At 64.9% G+C, this 17,084-nt stretch carries 18 protein-coding genes; 8 read left to right on the forward strand and 10 right to left on the reverse strand.

The features are described 5' to 3' along the window. Nucleotides 1-247: 247 nt before the first annotated feature. Nucleotides 248-1,624: an NAD-dependent succinate-semialdehyde dehydrogenase gene (locus GAA2_RS10665; RefSeq protein ID WP_024497530.1), complete on the forward strand. Its 1,377-nt coding sequence runs from the start codon at nucleotides 248-250 to the stop codon at nucleotides 1,622-1,624. A gap of 20 nt (nucleotides 1,625-1,644) precedes the next feature. On the opposite strand, the gene GAA2_RS10670 is transcribed toward GAA2_RS10665, so the two are convergent. Then, complete coding sequence (locus GAA2_RS10670; RefSeq protein WP_024497531.1) at nucleotides 1,645-2,118, reverse strand: winged helix-turn-helix transcriptional regulator; 474 nt, start codon at nucleotides 2,116-2,118, stop codon at nucleotides 1,645-1,647. A gap of 124 nt (nucleotides 2,119-2,242) precedes the next feature. On the opposite strand from GAA2_RS10670, the gene GAA2_RS10675 reads away from it, so the two are divergent. Next, nucleotides 2,243-3,415, forward strand: coding sequence for an acetyl-CoA C-acyltransferase (locus GAA2_RS10675; RefSeq protein WP_024497532.1), 1,173 nt, complete (start codon nucleotides 2,243-2,245; stop codon nucleotides 3,413-3,415). Nucleotides 3,416-3,437: 22 nt separating this feature from the next. On the opposite strand, the gene GAA2_RS10680 is transcribed toward GAA2_RS10675, so the two are convergent. Together GAA2_RS10680 and GAA2_RS10685 are read right to left on the reverse strand one after the other, a co-directional pair. Then, nucleotides 3,438-4,184, reverse strand: coding sequence for an MBL fold metallo-hydrolase (locus GAA2_RS10680; RefSeq protein WP_159406192.1), 747 nt, complete (start codon nucleotides 4,182-4,184; stop codon nucleotides 3,438-3,440). A gap of 40 nt (nucleotides 4,185-4,224) precedes the next feature. Beyond that, nucleotides 4,225-4,374, reverse strand: coding sequence for a hypothetical protein (locus GAA2_RS10685; protein WP_232512989.1), 150 nt, complete (start codon nucleotides 4,372-4,374; stop codon nucleotides 4,225-4,227). A 310-nt stretch (nucleotides 4,375-4,684) separates the two neighbouring features. On the opposite strand from GAA2_RS10685, the gene GAA2_RS10690 reads away from it, so the two are divergent. Together GAA2_RS10690 and GAA2_RS10695 are read left to right on the forward strand one after the other, a co-directional pair. Further along, nucleotides 4,685-5,548: a sulfurtransferase gene (locus GAA2_RS10690; RefSeq protein ID WP_024497534.1), complete on the forward strand. Its 864-nt coding sequence runs from the start codon at nucleotides 4,685-4,687 to the stop codon at nucleotides 5,546-5,548. Nucleotides 5,549-5,769: 221 nt separating this feature from the next. After that, nucleotides 5,770-6,261 carry a GyrI-like domain-containing protein gene (locus GAA2_RS10695; RefSeq protein WP_024497535.1) on the forward strand — a complete coding sequence of 164 codons (492 nt, stop codon included), beginning with the start codon at nucleotides 5,770-5,772 and terminating at the stop codon, nucleotides 6,259-6,261. Here GAA2_RS10695 and GAA2_RS10700 read toward each other — a convergent pair. The 5 genes from GAA2_RS10700 to GAA2_RS10720 form a co-directional block, all read right to left on the reverse strand. After that, on the reverse strand, nucleotides 6,159-7,088 hold the full coding sequence (locus tag GAA2_RS10700) for a cytochrome c oxidase assembly protein (protein ID WP_159406193.1): 930 nt from the start codon (nucleotides 7,086-7,088) through the stop codon (nucleotides 6,159-6,161). The genes GAA2_RS10695 and GAA2_RS10700 overlap by 103 nt on opposite strands. Then, nucleotides 7,085-7,624, reverse strand: a complete 540-nt coding sequence (locus GAA2_RS10705) for a DUF2243 domain-containing protein (RefSeq protein ID WP_191834944.1) — start codon at nucleotides 7,622-7,624, stop codon at nucleotides 7,085-7,087. Before GAA2_RS10705 ends, GAA2_RS10700 begins: the two co-directional genes overlap by 4 nt. Nucleotides 7,625-7,694: 70 nt before the next feature. Further along, complete coding sequence (locus tag GAA2_RS10710; protein WP_159406194.1) at nucleotides 7,695-7,856, reverse strand: GMC oxidoreductase; 162 nt, start codon at nucleotides 7,854-7,856, stop codon at nucleotides 7,695-7,697. A 428-nt stretch (nucleotides 7,857-8,284) separates the two neighbouring features. Continuing rightward, a complete protein-coding gene (locus GAA2_RS10715) occupies nucleotides 8,285-9,223 on the reverse strand; it encodes an IS3 family transposase (protein ID WP_094601264.1) in 939 nt (312 codons plus the stop codon). Continuing rightward, nucleotides 9,220-9,510, reverse strand: coding sequence for a transposase (locus tag GAA2_RS10720; RefSeq protein ID WP_005195137.1), 291 nt, complete (start codon nucleotides 9,508-9,510; stop codon nucleotides 9,220-9,222). The genes GAA2_RS10715 and GAA2_RS10720 overlap by 4 nt, the downstream gene beginning before the upstream one ends. Between GAA2_RS10720 and istA the strand changes: the two genes are divergently transcribed. The 3 genes from istA (at nucleotide 9,469) to GAA2_RS10735 (ending at nucleotide 13,402) form a co-directional block, all read left to right on the forward strand. Then, a complete protein-coding gene (gene istA / locus GAA2_RS10725; protein ID WP_316249318.1) occupies nucleotides 9,469-11,070 on the forward strand; it encodes an IS21 family transposase in 1,602 nt (533 codons plus the stop codon). The two genes, GAA2_RS10720 and istA, sit on opposite strands and share 42 nt — an antisense overlap. A gap of 5 nt (nucleotides 11,071-11,075) precedes the next feature. Continuing rightward, nucleotides 11,076-11,855 carry an IS21-like element helper ATPase IstB gene (gene istB / locus GAA2_RS10730; RefSeq protein ID WP_024498877.1) on the forward strand — a complete coding sequence of 260 codons (780 nt, stop codon included), beginning with the start codon at nucleotides 11,076-11,078 and terminating at the stop codon, nucleotides 11,853-11,855. 206 nt (nucleotides 11,856-12,061) lie between these two features. Beyond that, the gene (locus tag GAA2_RS10735) at nucleotides 12,062-13,402 is read left to right on the forward strand and encodes an IS256 family transposase (RefSeq protein WP_248664734.1); all 1,341 of its coding nucleotides are present in this window, start codon (nucleotides 12,062-12,064) and stop codon (nucleotides 13,400-13,402) included. Between the two features lie 523 nt (nucleotides 13,403-13,925). Here GAA2_RS10735 and GAA2_RS10740 read toward each other — a convergent pair. Further along, the gene (locus GAA2_RS10740) at nucleotides 13,926-14,804 is read right to left on the reverse strand and encodes an alpha/beta hydrolase (protein WP_232512988.1); all 879 of its coding nucleotides are present in this window, start codon (nucleotides 14,802-14,804) and stop codon (nucleotides 13,926-13,928) included. Between the two features lie 281 nt (nucleotides 14,805-15,085). Here GAA2_RS10740 and arr point away from each other — a divergent pair, with 281 nt between their 5' ends. Further along, the gene (gene arr, locus GAA2_RS10745; protein ID WP_024497540.1) at nucleotides 15,086-15,514 is read left to right on the forward strand and encodes an NAD(+)--rifampin ADP-ribosyltransferase; all 429 of its coding nucleotides are present in this window, start codon (nucleotides 15,086-15,088) and stop codon (nucleotides 15,512-15,514) included. A 23-nt stretch (nucleotides 15,515-15,537) separates the two neighbouring features. Here the strand turns inward: arr and GAA2_RS10750 are convergent, their stop codons facing one another. Beyond that, complete coding sequence (locus tag GAA2_RS10750) at nucleotides 15,538-17,040, reverse strand: APC family permease (RefSeq protein ID WP_024497541.1); 1,503 nt, start codon at nucleotides 17,038-17,040, stop codon at nucleotides 15,538-15,540. Nucleotides 17,041-17,084 lie beyond the last annotated feature (44 nt).

A 17,084-nucleotide genomic window follows, 5' to 3' on the forward strand; every position in this document is an offset into this window, starting at 1 on the left:
TGACTTGCTCAATGATGGCGTAGTCGCGGCCGAACCGCCGAGGTATCGGACCGGTCTCGGCGCGTCGCTGCAGGGTGGTTCGCAGATTTTCGACCGAACGGACGAGTCAGTCTGGCGGGAGTGGGCTCCTGGCTCGTGTTTGCGCAGAGGTCGCGCGGGTACCCGACCGAGAGGCTGGCCGTGCCCCATCGAGTGGGTTCATCAACGCAGCCGATCAGAACCACCGACATCGGAAGGACGGCTCTCTGTGAGCACCTATGTCACCGCGAATCCCACCACAGGAGGGACCGAGCAGGAGTTTCCCGGACTCGCCGACAACGAGATCGACGGGCTCGCGGCGCGGTCCCTCGAGGCGTTCGACAGCTGGCGGCGCACCGAGGTGGCGGAGCGTGCCGACATCCTGTCCCGGACTGCGGACCTCTACGAGAAGCGTGCGGAGGAACTGGCTTCGGCGATCACGACCGAGATGGGCAAGCCGGCGAAGGAGGCGGCCGGCGAGGTCCAACTCGCCGCCGACATCTACCGGTGGTATGCCGAGCACGGTCCGGATCTGCTGGTCAGCGAGGAACTCGATCCACAGGGTGCGCAGTCCTCGATCGTGCAGACGGCGCCGATCGGACCGCTCGTCGGGGTCATGCCGTGGAACTACCCCTACTACCAGGTGGCACGGTTCGCCGCGCCGAACCTGCTGGCCGGTAACACGATCATCCTCAAGCACGCGTCCATCTGCGCGGCATCATCGGCGCTGATGGCCGAGATCGTGCACGACGCCGGGGTGCCGCCGGATGTCTACGCGAATGTGTACGCCAGCAGCGAGCAGGTCGCCCAGCTGCTGGCGAATCCGGCCATCCGTGGGGTCTCGTTGACCGGCAGCGAGGGCGCCGGCGCGGCTGTGGCCAAGGTCGCCGCCGAGAACCTCAAGAAGTCGGTCCTGGAGCTGGGCGGTTCGGACCCGTTCATCCTCCTCGACTCCGCAGACCTGGACCGCACCACCACGATCGCCGCTCGGGCGCGGCTGTCCAACGCCGGGCAGGCCTGCAACTCGCCCAAGCGCTTCATCGTCACCGACGAGCTCTACGACGATTTCGTGCGCGGGCTGGTCGAGAAGTTCGAGGCCACGGAGGTGGGGGACCCGGCTGATTCGTCGACCCGGATGGGGCCGCTGTCATCGATCTCCGCGCGAGACACCGTCGCCGAACAGGTCAAGACCGCTGTCGACCAAGGAGCAACGCTGCGGACCGGGGGCTCTCCGATCGACCGCGACGGTGCCTTCTTCCAGCCGACCGTGCTGACCGACATCACCCCGGACATGGACGCCTACTCCGAGGAGATCTTCGGGCCGGTGGCCATGGTCTACAAGGTGTCCTCGGCGGATGAGGCCGTCGATCTGGCGAATGACGTGCAGTTCGGTCTCAGCGGTTCGGTGTGGAGCAACGACATCTCGAAGGCCGAGCAGGTCGCCGACCGACTCGAGGTGGGGATGGCCTACGTCAACGAACACGGCACCACGCTGCCGGGTCTGCCGTTCGGCGGGGTCAAGCGTTCCGGCTACGGCCGTGAACTGGGACGTTGGGGTCTGGGCGAATTCGTCAACACCAAGCTGCGTCGGACGGCTGCCGGGTAATACGGCGACGGGGGCCGGATTCAGCTCGACCGGCGGGTGACCCTCACCTCGACATCCTCGGGGCCGAGGGTCTCCTGCTCGCCGGTCACCACGCCGACCCGGATCGGGTTCCGGGACGTGTCGGTGACGGTGAGCGGCGGGCCATCGGGCTGGAGATGCTCGTTGCCCCACTGCATCAGCGACATCACGACCGGAAACAGATCGCGCCCCATGTCGGTGAGCAGGTATTCGTAACGGACCCGCTGGCCGGGCTCCTGATACGGGACCTTGGTGAAGATGCCGGCCTCGGTCAGCTCTTTCAGCCGGGCGGACGCGACCGCGTCGGTGATCCCCACGCGACGGGCGAACTGGTCGAACCGGGTCGCGCCGTAGAAGGCCTCGCGCAGGATGAGAATCGCCGACCGCGTGCCGACGAGTTCGACCGCTTTGGCGATCGAACAGTGCGTCGCCTCCCACCGGTCACGTTCCGCGAGCGGGCCCACCAGCTTCATCATCCGTCCATTCTAGCCTGACTTGACAAGACTATAGTCAGGGCGTAGACCTCTGACTATGGCAGGCAAAAGTCAGCCACGTTCGGACCGTCCGCGGACGGTCCAACCCACAGATGGAGGGGCAGTCATGGCAACGGCAGTCATCGTGGACGCGGTGCGCACACCGATCGGCAAGGGGAAGCCGTCGGGCGGCTTGCACGACGTTCACCCCGTCGACCTTCTCGCGCACAGTTTCCGGGCCATCGTCGACCGCACGGGGATCGATCCGGCCGAGATCGACGACGTGATCACCGGAGTCGTCAGCCAGGTCGGCGAGCAGAGCCTCAACCTCGCACGTCGTGCCCTGCTGGCTGCGGGCTACCCGGAGTCGGTGCCCGGCGTGTCGGTCGACCGTCAGTGTGGCAGCGGACAGCAGGCGATCGCGTTCGCCGCCCAGGGCGTCATCGCGGGGACCTACGACGCGGTCGTGGCCGCAGGAGTCGAATCGATGTCACGAGTACCCATGGGCTCGGCCGCGGTCGGCGCCTCGGACCTCAACGGCATCGCGTTCGACACGCGTTATCCCGACGGGCTGGTCGGGCAGGGCATCTCCGCCGAACTCATCGCCGCACGATGGAACATCTCTCGTGCCGAGATCGACGAATTCTCCCTGCGTTCTCACGAACTGGCGGCCCGGGCGACAAAGAACGGACTGTTCGACAACGAGCTCGCGCCCATCTCCGGTCTGACCGCCGACGAGGGAATCCGGCTGGGCAGCACCCTCGACGGACTGGCCGGCCTGCGGCCCGCCTACTACGACGAAGTGATCGCCCGGCGATTCCCGGAGATCGACTGGCGGATCACCGCGGCCAGTGCAAGCCAGATCAGCGACGGTTCGGCGGCCGTTCTCGTCATGAGTGAGGAGAAGGCCGCCGAACTCGGATTGCGTCCGCGCGCACGGATCCACACCATCGCGGTCGCCGGGGACGATCCGCTGCTGATGCTCACCGCGATCATCCCGGCAACCCGTAAGGTGCTCGCGCGCAGCGGGGTCGATCTCGCTGACATCGACCTGTTCGAGGTCAACGAGGCCTTCGCCCCGGTCGTCCTGGCCTGGTCCCGCGACCTCGGCGTCGACCTCGCCAAGGTGAACGTCAACGGCGGAGCCATCGCGCTCGGTCATCCGCTGGGTGCCAGTGGTGCACGCTTGACGACCACGGGACTGAACGCGCTGGAACAGCGTGGTGGACGTTATCTGCTGCAGACCATGTGTGAGGCAGGCGGTCTCGCCAACGCGACGATCTATGAACGCCTCGACTGATCCGTGGTGACGCCGCCCGCTGTCAACCGTCGGTGTGGCGTGCGCGCGCGACGGCCGCCGCCACACCGTGGTGCCACGGGACACCGTGCCCGGGTAGGACGGACTTCGCGCCGGTGGCGGCCAGCGCGTCGAGCGAGGCGCGGTTTCGCTCGAGGTCGGCGGTCGCCGAGCCGGCGATCATGCGGGGGCCCTGCGCGGCGGTGTAGGGGTCGAGGGTGACCAGTGCGTCACCGGCGATGACCGCGTCGCGGTCGGGGTAGTGCAGCGACACATGGCCGAAGGTGTGGCCCGGGGTCGGCACCACCTCGGCCGCTCCCGGGAGCACGGCGTCGTCGTCGAAGACGGACACATGCGCGGCGTCGATTCCCCGAACGGTGAATGCTCCGGCAAATGCCATGCGGCTCAGTAACTTCCACGATGGCGGGTTGCGCAGTGGGACCCCGAACCGGGTGGCGTTCTGATGCGCGTACCGGTAGGGATGGGCGGCGAGCCACGCATCGTCTCGGTGGACGTACACGGGGATGTGCAACTGCTTGGCCAGGCGTCGCGCGGTGCCCACATGATCGAAGTGTCCGTGGGTGATGATCAATGCCGACACCGCGTCGACGTCATGGCCCAGGTGGTGGATCGCCTCGACGAGCGGCCCGTAGGAGCGGGGCAGTCCGGCGTCGACGATCACGAGCCGGTCGTCGTCCTCGACGAGGTACTGGTTGGTGTACGCATGCTCGAGGCGATGGATTCCGGGTGCGACGTCGCGTTGGAAGACCATGACCCAGCGTAACCCCGCAGCCGGACGCTCGAACCCGCCTTCACCAGGGGAGTATGCCGTTCTCGTCCTGCAGCGTCCCGGTGGGTCCGTCGGGGCCGATCGTCGCCGGCCGAACGACGGTGCGTGCACTGTCCGCCACGGGACGCCCGCCGGTCATCCCGGCCCAGAACGATCCCATACTGCTCGACACGGTGTGCCGCCACCGATGGTCGTGGTCTCAGTCATGGGCGTCTGGTCTCCGCTCTTCGGCGACGCGATGCGATGTCGACGGAGTGCGCGGTCGGCGACTGCGCACCGATGTCGAGTGAACGGACCGGTATGACGTGGATCACGCAATCCGTGCGCGCGCCGAGGCCCACTGCGGTGTCAAGGGTTCGATCTCCGGTGATCGAAACGCCGAGATCCAGCGATCTGAATGCTGTGGAGTGTGTCTTTGCCGCATACGATCTGGGCTGCTCTGCAGTCGCAGGACAAGACAACTCAGAAGGATTGCCGAACCGATGACGACCCACCCTCTCCTCGTCGACGCCGCATGGCTCACCGAGCACCTCAACGATGAGAACGTGCGGGTTCTCGACGCGACGGCCGAGCGCGGACACCCCGATGGCTCCGGCCGTCCCGTGCCCTCTCTCGGCCCGGCTTTGTACGCGCGAGCGCATATCCCCGGTGCGGTGCACGCCGATCTGGATCGGGACCTCGCAGACCCGGATGCGGCGGTGCCGTTCATGGCCCTCGACAGCGAGACCTTCGCCGAACGCCTCGGCGCATTGGGCGTCGGTCCGGATTCCCACGTCGTGATCTATGACCAGGGAGGCAACATCTGGTCGTCACGTCTCTGGTGGAATCTTCATCTCGAAGGATTCGACAGCGTCTCCATCCTCGACGGAGGGTTGCCCGCCTGGCAGCTCGCTGGGCAACCCACCCGACCAGGGGTCGAGTCCTATCCCGTGGCCACTTTCAAGGCGTCGCGACGACACGAGCTGTACGCCGACAAGGAGACAGTGCTCCGAGCCATCGACGACGACGGTGTTCTCCTGGTCAATTCGCTCGATCCCGCGACCTTCCGCGGAGAGACCGACACCTACGGTCGGCCCGGTCGCATCCCCGGAAGTGTCAACCTTCCGTATCCCGATCTCATCGACGCGACAGGACTGCTCCGGCCGCTCGACGAGGTGCGCGCCGACTACGAGAAGATCGGCGCACTGGATTCCGGCAAGAAGGTCATCACCTACTGCGGCGGGGGCCTCGCCGCGAGTTTGCTCGCCTTCGAGCTCGCCATCCTGGGCCGCGACGACGTCGCGGTCTACGACGCGTCGATGTACGAATGGGGTGCAGACGAGTCGTTGCCGCTCGAAGTCGACTAGATAGCCGAGAGCCTCCACGGCCCGACGGCCGGCGTCAGGTGGACGGCGCGCGAGTTGCCCTGGCGGAGAACGGCGGCGGGTTCCACGCCGATGAGGAAGCGGCGTGTGCCATCGCCATCCGGCGGAAGCCGACCTCGGCGCGGTCGCGACGGACCGAACGAATCCCGAACAGTTGACCAATGGCCCTGTGACCGGTTGCTCCGCAGAGCGATCCTGTGAGAATGCAGGACTATGAGGTACATGAGGAGTCCCGGATAGCCCAGGTGACAGCAGTCGTCAGGTCCACGCTCGCAGTCGAGGAGATCGGGCCGTGGCTGAAGAAGAGCTACGGGGACATCGATCGCGTGCTGTCGGAACGTCAGGCAGGTCCCACCGGGCCGCCCTTCGCTCGCTATCGCATGCTCGGGGGTGGCCGATTCGAGATCGAGGCAGGGTTTCCCACGACGTCGCCGATCGATCCGGTCGGCGACGTCGGGCCCTCTGAGCTACCGGGCGGGCAGGTCGCCGTCACCGTCCACGTCGGGCCCTACGACGCGATGGAGCCGGCGTACAAGGCGCTCGAGACGTGGGTGAACGAACACGGCGGCAAGGTCGGCGATCCCTGGGAGGTCTACTTCAGCGATCCCTCCACCGACCCGGCGGGTTGGCGAACCGAGATCGTCCAGCCCTTTCGACCCGCCGAACCGGAGTTGCCGGCCGGCGACGGTCGGTGAGGCCGGAGGTCGGTTGCGCGCCGCGGCGACGACTTCGGGTGGTTTCGTGCCCTCGAGCGAGCGCCGAATCCGCGGTGGTCCGGACGCCAGGTGAGCAGAAGTGCCAGGGCCAACAGGATCTCGGCGATGTCACCCCAGTAGTACATGAGGGATCCACCGGCCCGAAGTTCGTCGGGCGGTGCATCGACCGCGACGAACAATCCGGCGTACAGCAGCTGGGCGATGACGGCGTGGCCGAGGATGGCGAGGCCGAGGACCACCAGACGCATGCGGACCGACGGACGGTCAGGTCCGGGGTCCGGACCGGCGATCATCCACGCGAACAGATAGCCGGCCACGAAGAAGTGGGCGTGAACGACCATGTGGAGGGCTCCGTGGCGTTCGGTGAGCGTGAACAGCGGGGTGAAGTAGAGTGCCGCGAGGCCGCCCACCGTCGCGATGAAGAGTACCGCGGGATGAGTGGCGATCCGCGCGGGTCGCGAACGCAACAGATGCACAAGTGGTTTGGCCACCGAGGCCGGAGTGGTCCGCAGTGCCAGAGTCATCGGTGCGCCGAGAACGAGGGCCAGCGGTGCAAACATGCCCAGCAGCAGGTGGCCGAGCATGTGATCCTGGAACGAGTCGGATGTGCTCGGACGCAGTGCCATACCCAGGATGACCAGTCCGACGATGAAACTCGCGGTGCGCCAGTGGTTCCATCCGCGCGGCTGTCGATGATATCGCTGGGCGGCGATGAGGTAGACGATCGCCGGCAGAGCTAGTGCACCGATCGCCGGCAGGACACCGGCGGAGATGACACCGGAACCCGCTTCATGAGCAGTGTTCACGACGTCGGGTTGCGCTGCTCTGTCCGCGGGGGCGCCGTGAGTGGTGTTGCGGTCCGCTGTAGGGCCCATCCGATGGCTACGAGGACTGCACCGAAGATCAGAAAGCCGATGTCCCAGAGGGTTTGGTGGTCACCGCTCCGGACATGGTGGATTGCCAGGATGTGGTGATCGATGATTCCTTCGACGAGGTTGAACAGTCCCCATCCGACCAGGACCCAGCCCCACAGTGATCGTGAAGTCCACAACCGCTGTCGTGCACGGGTGACACGCGAATACAGCAGGGCCAAGCCGATCAGCACGGCCAGCCAGGTGAAAGTGTGGAACAGTCCGTCCCAGAGCGTGTTGATCTCCAGTCCGTGGACCGTATCGGCAGGGTAGTAGGCGACGCCGACGCGGTCGTCGTCGGTGCTCGTCAGCATGTGATGCCACTGCAATATCTGGTGGAGCAGGATGCCGTCGACGAATCCACCGAGACCGATGCCGAGGACGACTCCCGGCAGAGCGAGCGAGGTACTCGTGTCGTGGTGTGTGTTCACCGGTGAGTTGCTACGCACCCGACGGGCGTACCCGGGACGTCGGAGAGTCCAAACATCAGCCGTGTAGACACTACGCGCCCCGGGAGAGGATCTCGGCGCCTCGGTGCGCGAGCATCATCGTCGGCGCGTTCGTGTGCCCCGACGGCAGAGTCGGCATCACGGAAGTGTCGACGACGCGCAGACTGGAAGCGGGAGAGCTCGACGAGGTGACGCGCTGGGCGGAAGTGATCATCGATCTTGCTGCCGGTGATCCGGCCAAAGGCGTAGGTTTCGGACTCGGATCGCCGTTGGCGACCGCGACTGCCTTCCGAGGTCTGGTCGGGTGGGTCAAGGGCCGTTCAGGTTGGCGACAAGACCTCGATTGTCAGTTGCCACCGTGAAGGGACCACCGTGAGCTGATTTTTGCCACGAGGATGGGACCACCTGGATTGCCAGTTATGGGACCACCGGCGCGTCGCGTCGGTGGTCCCTTCGTTTTGCTCGTTGACTCAACTGCAAGATTCGCAGGAGGGGCGGCGGGCATGGGCTACCGGGAGGTTGCAGTGGAAGAGATCAGAGAAGTACTGCGTTTGTGGCTGGGCCTGGCGGTGGGATTGCCCTCGCCGGGACTACGCACGATCGCCGCTCACTGTGGTTCCCCCGGAATCGTGGAGGACTCCTCTATGCGGCTTCGGGCTCGGTGACTGCGGTGTTCTCGTAGTCGACCGGACTCATCATCCCGATCGCGCTGTGGCGACGCTGGTGATTGTAGAAGCCGTAGCACCACTCCAACACGACCGCCTGCGCCTCCATGATAGTATGGAACTCGTTGCGTGACAACACTTCCCACTCCAAAGAAGAGAAGAATGCCTCCGCTGCGGCGTTGTCGAAACACGATCCGACCCGGCCCATCGACTGCCGGATACCCATCTTCTGGCACAGCCTGGTGAACCGTTTCGCGGTGTACGTCGACCCACGATCGGTGTGGAAAATCAGCTTCTGCGCATCGTCATCACGCCATATCGCCTGCATACCGCCCCGCGTGGCGACCGCCATCTCGATCGCCGCACACGCCAACGCTGCATCCGGGTGACGACTGGTGGCCGCCCCCAGCAGGCGGCGACTGTAGAGGTCGATGACCGTGGCCAGATACAGCTTGCCCGCCGCGGTCGGGATCTCGGTGATGTCGCCGACCCACCGCTGATCGGGGCACTGTGCGGTGAAATCGCGACCCAACAAATCGGGGAACTTCGGGGCGGTCTTGTCCTGACGGGTCAGCCCGTTGCGCCGGCGGATCCGCCGCGCGACCAGGCCCTGACGACACATCGAATCAGCGACAGTCTTCTCGGTCACCGTCCACCCGTCAGCACGCAGATCCGCATGCAGGCGCGGTGACCCGTGCAGGCCGCGGGCCTTGTCGAACGCCACCGCCACGGCCCGGTCGATGGTGTCCCGGCGATAGTCGCGGGTGGTGTGCAAACCCGTTGCCGCACCCGGCGATTGGGTCCGCTTATGCCATTTGTAGAACCACGCCTCGCTGACCCCGAGCAGCCGGCAGGACACCGCGTGTGGCACCCGATAGCTGGTCCTCTGGTCGGCGATAAAGCGTGCCACGCTCACTTCGTCGCCTCCTTCACCCACAGGACCACTGATCGCTTGAGGACATCACGCTCCATGCGCAGCTCGGCGACCTCGTCACGCAACCGTTTGAGCTCAGCAGCGTCATCAACGGTCAGCTCGCCGCGGCCCTCCCGCTCGGCGCGCGCCCGGTTGACCCAGTTACCCAAGGTGCCCTCGTTGACCCCCAGGTCTCGAGCGACCTGGGCGATCGGCTTACCTGTCTCCTCGACGATCCGGACCGCCCCATCACGAAACTCCCGGTCGTACTTCTTCCGCTTCTCTGGCATCGTGCTCCTCATTATCGATGCCTCTACGGTTCGGGGGGAACCTCACACGCCGGAGTCGACCGCAAGACGGTGCGACGGTATGTACAGGCCGCGCAAGCGGCAGGATTGGTCCACGGCGCCGGTGCCGACGCGTTGACCGATGAGCTGATCGGGAGAATCGTGACCGCGGTACGCCCGGTCCGGCCCAACGGGCACGGGCAGGCATGGGAACAACTGGCCGGGTTCACCGATCAGATCAGAACCTGGGTCGCCGGTGATGGCGACCAGAAACCGTTGACACTGACTAAAATTCACATCCTGCTTGCCCGTCAGGGATGCCAGGTGCCCTATCGGACGTTGGTGAGGTTCGCGACCGAGCAATGCGGGTACCGGCGAACAACATCCACCGTGCGCGTGGACGACTGCGCTCCGGGTGCAGAATGTCAGCTCGATTTCGGGTACCTCGGGCTGCTCGATGACCCTGCCAGCGGCAAACGCCGCAAGGTCCATGCCCTGGTGATCACCGCGGTCTACTCGCGGCACACGTTCGTGTGGCTGACCCATTCACAAACCCTGGACGCGGTGATCACCGGCTGCCAAGCGGCGTGGGAATTCTTCGATGGGGTGTTCGCCGTCATCATCCCCGACAACATGAAACCCATTGTCGCCCAGGCTGATGCAGTCAACCCACGGCTGAGTCGGGGATGGCTGGACTACGCAGCCCATGCCAGGTTCGTCACCGATACCGCTCGGGTGCGCACCCCGCAGGACAAACCCCGGGTCGAACGCACCATCCAGTACGTGCAGAAGAACTTTTGGGCCGGGGAAACCTTCACCGACCTCGACCATGCCCAGCAAGCAGCACGCACCTGGTGTGCTCACACCGCCGGCATGCGGGTGCACGGCACCACCGCAACCCAACCCGCGGTCGTCTTCGCCGCCGAGGAACACCGGCATCTGCTGCCGGTACCCCAGCAGCCCTACGATGTTCCGGTCTTCAAACAAGTGAAGGTGCACAAAGACTTTCACGCCTGTGTGGGTAAAGCGTTGTACTCGCTTCCAGAAACGTGGATCGGTACCACCGTCGATGTTCGCGCCGACTCCGAGACGGTGAAGTTCTATCACCGCGGCGAGCTGATCAAACAACACCCCCGACAAGGCGCGGGTGGTCGCAGCACCGATCCGGCGGACTACCCGGCAGATCTGGGTGCCTACGCCACCCGCAACATCACCGCCCAGCTGCAGCAATGCGAACGCTACGGCCCACATATCGGTCTCTACGCTGCGCGCATCGTTGATGACCCTCGCCCCTGGTCGCGCATGCGGGCGGTATACGCACTGATCGGGTTGGTCTCGACCTACGGAGCCGCACCAGTAGATGCGGCCTGCCAGTCAGCCCTCGCTCTCGATGTCATCGCGGTCACCAAGATCCGTTCCATGCTCGAACGTGGCACCGAAACCACCAGCCCAGCACTGCCCCGAGCCGCCGGTCACGCCCCCACCAGATTCACCCGTGACCCTTCCGAATTCGCCGCTGCCACAGCAGCACTGACCCTCATTCCAGGCACCAAGGAGAACTAGAGACCATGACCACCCAACCAATCGGTGCTGACCTGCTCCGCTCACTCAAAGCCCTCAAACTCGGTGCGCTCGCTGACACCCTCCCGCAACGCGCCGCGTTGGCACGGCAACACAAAACCTCACACATCAACTTCCTCGAACAGCTACTTGCCGACGAAGTCTCACGCCGCGAATCACGCTCTGCCGCACTGCGATCAATCAAAGCAGGCCTGGACCCAGCCATGCGCATCGATAGCTGGCGGGCCGAACACGACCTGCGTTATGACCGGGAACTACTCGAAGAACTGGCCACACTGCGATTCATCGAAGCCAAACAGTCAGCCATCATCCTCGGACCCGTCGGGGTCGGCAAAACACACCTAGCAACAGCTTTGGGCCACATGGCAATCGGCCGACGCCACACCGTCCTGTTCGCCCGCGCAGACAAACTGTTTCACCGACTCAAAGCCGCGCGCCTGGACAACAGCACCGACGCCGAACTCCGCAAACTCACCACCACCGAAGTCCTCGTCATCGACGACTTTGCCCTACGGCCCCTCGACGCCACCGAAACCAACGACTTTTACGAACTCATCGTCGAACGCCACCACACCAAGACCACCATCATCACCTCGAACCGAGAGCCCGCCGAGTGGCTGACCATGACCACCGACGCACTGCTGGCCCAATCGGCCATCGACCGATTGACCTCTCGAGCTCACACGCTGGTCGTGGAAGGCCCCTCGTACCGCCAGCGCCAACGCCCCGGACTTGACCGCCACGACCCCACCGCGCATCCTCAATAACGCGCCAAGGTGGTCCCATGCTCGTGGCAAACAGGTGGTCCCATAGCGGTGGCAAATGACACTCGATGTTGCCATCGAGTTGGCGCGTGACAACAATCCCCAGCATTTCGCCCTCGTTTTCGTCTGGACCGTTGCAGCGGGACTGTCGCTGATTCGGTGTAAGTGGTTTTGATCGCCCCCGGCGTGGGGCAGGAGGAATCACGACGATGACCGACACAATCGGGGGCGTGGATGCCCCGGTGGCAGGGCCGGTTCAGCCCGGTCAGGAACACGATGTCACCACCGCGGATGCGGTGCGTGAGCTCTCGAAGGCCGAGCAGGCCTTGGTAAGCGATCTAGCACGTAGCTCCCGCGCTCAGGGCGTGGCCCTGACCGGTCCTGACGGGCTGCTCAAAGCATTGACCAAGAGCGTGCTCGAAGCGGCGCTCGATGAGGAGATGACCGAGCATCTTGGCTACGACAAACATGACGTGGCCGGCCGCAACACCGGCAATTCGCGCAACGGCACGCGCACGAAACGGGTCCTGACTGACGCGTGCGGGCAGGTGCCGATCGAGGTCCCCCGCGACCGCAACGGCACCTTCGACCCGGTGATTGTCGGTAAGAGCAAACGTCGCGTCACCGATGTGGATCGGGTGGTGCTGTCGCTGTATGCCAAAGGCCTCACGACCGGAGAGATCTCGGCGCATTTCGCCGATGTCTACGGTGCGTCGGTGTCGAAAGACACCGTCTCCCGCATCACTGATCGGGTCATCGAGGAGATGGTGGGTTGGTGGGCACGCCCGCTGGAGAAGGTGTACGCGGCGGTGTTCATCGACGCGATCATGGTCAAGATCCGTGACGGGCAGGTGCGTAACCGGCCGATCTACGCCGCGATCGGTGTTGATCTCGACGGGCACAAAGACATCCTAGGCATGTGGGCCGGCGACGGGGGCGGTGAGTCGGCCAGGTTCTGGTTGGCGGTGCTCACCGACCTCAAGAACAGGGGTGTCCGCGACATCTTCTTCGTTGTCTGTGACGGGTTGAAAGGGTTGCCCGACAGTGTATCTGCCGCGTTCCCGTTGGCCACGGTACAGACGTGCATCATCCATCTGATCCGCAATACCTTCAAGTACGCCTCCCGCAAGTACTGGGACAAGATCAGCGCCGATCTCAAACCGATCTACACCGCGTCGACCGCCGCTGAGGCCCGGCTGCGGTGGGAGGAATTCGCTGAAAAGTGGGGCACGCCGTACCCAGCGATCGTGACCCTGTGGGAGAGCGCGTGGGAGGAGTTCATTCCGTTCCTTGACTACGACGTCGAGATTCGGCGAGTGTTGTGCTCTACCAACGCGATCGAAAGTCTCAACGCCCGCTACCGGCGTGCGGTGCGCGCTCGCGGGCACTTCCCGAACGAGCAGTCCGCACTCAAAACGCTCTACCTGGTCACCCGGTCGCTGGACCCGAAGGGTACCGGTCAGACGAAGTGGGCCGTACGCTGGAAGCCAGCGCTCAACGCCCTGGCAATCACGTTCGCCGATCGTATGCCCGCAGCCGAAGAACGCTGACCCGCCGAGCAATCGGAAACCGCCGCTTACACCGAATATCGGACAGACCCGTTGCAGCGGCGATACAGTTCGTAGTTCTTCGCGCCGATGATCGTGCCCTCCACATCGGTGAAGAGGTGCTGCGGACATCGGAGCGGGTTGCCGATGACAACGCCTTGATGTTCGCGGAGTATGCGGTGGGGATCGTCCTCTTGTGGCTACGCGATGCCGGCTTCCGGGATTCTGGCGGAGGTTCTGGTGGACCGCGGGGACGAAGTCGACCTCGTCGAGGCTAAGAGGTCGCTCGACCGATTACTGGGCGTTCCGAACACCGGCGACTGGATGACAGCGCGGGCAACAGCGGCACACGTGCGCGCCCTGTTGGCCCGAGCGCGCGCTGACCCCTCCTATCCGGACCTCGTTGAGCAGTATCGTTCCCTGTCAGAGCGCTTCGGATTCGAAGGCCACATCGATTCGGCTGCAACGATGTAGCGCGGACACCGGCAGGAATCGACTACACCGTGGATCGGTCACGAGCGTCTGGTCACTCGTCTCGCAACTTCTCGAGTTCTGCTCTGGCCACGGCGGTCAGTCGCTCGATGATCTGCTGGTAGGCGGGGGACTGGCGATGCACCAGCGAGGTGTGTGTTTCGCCGTCGACCAGGTGCAGTTCCGCGGTGCCGCCCGCCGCTCGGACGGCGGCGGTGTAGTGCCGCGAGTTGTCCGGATTCACGTCGTCGTCGGCGAGACCGTGGAAGAGGATCACCGGCAGTTGTGGGTCGAGGTTCTGGATCGGGTCCACCGAGGCATAGCGACCAGGCACCTGTTCCGGTGTGCCGCCGAGGATCTGCTTGATGACCCGGCCGTTGCCGTGGTTCACGGCATAGCGCATGTCCAAGGGACCTGAGATGGACACCACCCGGGACGGGACAAACGCTGGGCGAGAGCCCACTTCGTCATCCTCGAGCCGGTGTCGGGTGCCGACCCAGACCGCCAATTGTGCACCGGCACTGTGGCCTATCACCAGCTCGTCGTCGATGCTGAGCTGCGGATGGGTCTCGGCCATCGTGGGCACGTGGTCGAGTGCTCGGGCCACGTCGTGGAAGGTCGTCGGCCAGCCGCCACCGGTGCCGACCCGGCGATACTCGACGTTGTAGACGGCCAGTCCGCGGCCGGCGAGGTCGCGGGCCATCTCGTCGAACTGCTCTGCGCCGGCGCGACTCTCCCAACCGCCGCCGTGAACGATGGTGACCAGCGGGACGGATCCGTCCTCGTGGTCCCCGGCAGGTAGGTACAGGTTTGCCCAGTTCTCGGCAGGGTCGGCGTCGGCGGGACCGAGGTACTCGATTCGCTCGATGTCGATTCCATCTGAGCTCTGGGGGACAGGTGGTGCTGCCGTGGGCGCGTGAGTTGTCGCGCTCACCGACGACGACTGTGGAGCCGGCTCATCGGACCCGGCGGAGCATCCGGCGGTCCCGATGACGACGAGAGCCACAGTGGCTGTTGAGATCAGATGACATACGCGCACGCCGAATTCAAACACGCCGGCGGTGATTTCGGGGTGGGGAATTGTGACCGGAGACGACGGACGCGTCTCTTTCCACTTTCAGAATAACGCCAGGAACGGGGCTTGCGGCAAGGCCCCGGCGAGCGTGCACAATTGCTCGGCAACTGTCACGGACGGAAGGATTCGCATTGGCGGAGATGGCAGATACACCCGAACGATTCACGGTGCACGAATCGGGCGTCTGGTTTCACGGCACCAAGGCCGACCTGAAGGTCGGGGACCACCTGGTGCCAGGTCACCGGTCGAACTACCGACCTGAACACACAGCGAACTACGTCTACATGACGAAAGTGCTCGACGGAGCGGTGCTTGCCGCCGAGATGGCGCAGGGGGACGGTCCGTGCCGGGTCTACGTCGTCGAGCCCGAAGGCCCGGTGGAAGATGACCCGAACGTCACCGACAAGAAGTTCCCGGGCAACCCGACGCACTCGTTTCGCAGCGACCGGCCCGTCCGGGTCGTCGGGGAGATGACCGACTGGACACCCCATTCGCCCGAGTTCCTGCAACGATTTCGCGAGGGGTTGGAGGTGCTGCGCCGGGAAGGTCGTGACGTTGTCTACGACTAGTCCACGGCGGCCGGTCCGGCTGATCAGACGCCGGCGTCCTGCGGGTCCGGGTCGGTGCGACGGTCGGTGTCGGAGAACACGTCCTGTCCGGGCTCGCTGTCGAGGACCTCTCGCCGGAACACCAGCAGGAAACCGAAATAGAGTCCACCGACGAGGATCAACCCGCCGACGATGATCATGGGGACGGTCGCGTCGATGGGGGAGAGCAGGATGACGACGGCGCAGACCGACCACACCAGCGCGGCGACGGCCACCGGCAACTCGAACCGGCCGAGGTCGAAGGCGCCGCGCTTACGGTCCAGGCGTTTACGGACGGCCAGATACAGAATGACGACGAGTCCGTAGGTGATCGCGGGGAAAAGAGTGCCCGCGGTGATGAGTTCGATCAGCGCGTCGCCCGGCAGCACGATCATCACGACGATCCCGATCACCAGCGGGAGCACGGTGGCCGCGATCGGGGTCTGGGATCGCTTGTTGACCCGTCGCATGAGCTGATGCGCCGGGAACCGCCCGTCGCGCGCCATCGCGAACACCATGCGCGCGCATGACGTCATCGACACCAGTCCGCCGTCGAAGAAGGCGATCGCGATCACCACCAACAGGATTCGCTCCATCGGTGCCCCGAACTGGTCTCGCATGATGGTCGCCACCGGCGACTCCGAGGCGGTCACCTTGTCGATGTCGTCGATCGCCACTGTCAGCCCGATGAGGAACAGCATCCCCAGGATGCCGGCCGCTGCGACCGAACCGACGATGGCCCGGGGCACGGTCCGGTGCGGATCCTTGGCTTCCTCGGCCATGTTGGCTGCCGAGTCGAAACCCACCAGAGTTGCCAGTCCGACGATCATCACCGCCATCAATCCGCCGCCGAAGGCGAAGTAATCAGCTGAATCCGATGCGACGCCGCGCGATCCGAGATTGCCGGCCGAACCGTCCCCGGTCACCGCGACCGCCACCAACAGGGCGATCACGAGTACCACCACGATCGTGACCTCGACGCCCACTGCCAGCGAGTTGATCAGCCCGACGAGTCGAGTCGATGCGATCGCCAGCGTCGCCTGAACCAGCAGGATCACGACGGTGAGGACGCGGGCGGTGTGCTCGTCGGGAGAGATGTTGAACAGCGGCATCAAGCACTGGCTGGCCATCGCGAAGTCGATCGCCATCAGTCCGACGATGAGGTAACAGAAGGTCAGCCAACCGAAGATCCAACCCACGCGTGGGTTGGCGAGTCGGGACGCCCACTGGTACGACGATCCGCTGAGCGGGATGCGGGCGGCGAACTGGGCGATCACCAATGCCACCAGCATCTGTCCCGCCAGCGCGATCAGCCAGGTCCAGATGCCCACTGGGCCCGCATTGTTCAGCAACATGCCGTAGGTGCCGAAGATGCCGACCGCGACCGAGATGAACGCGAAGGACACGGCGAACACCTGGAATGAGCCGAGGGTCCGTTTCAGCTCCGGTGTGTAGCCGAACTCGACGGACACCTCGTTCGTATCGTCCTGGGATGTCTGGTCGCTCATCTGGCCTCCGCCGCTCAGGTCGGAACCAAAGCTAGACGGCGTTC

The organism is Gordonia ajococcus, assembly GCF_012974285.1.
In the GTDB taxonomy this organism is placed as follows: Bacteria; Actinomycetota; Actinomycetes; order Mycobacteriales; family Mycobacteriaceae; genus Gordonia; species Gordonia amicalis.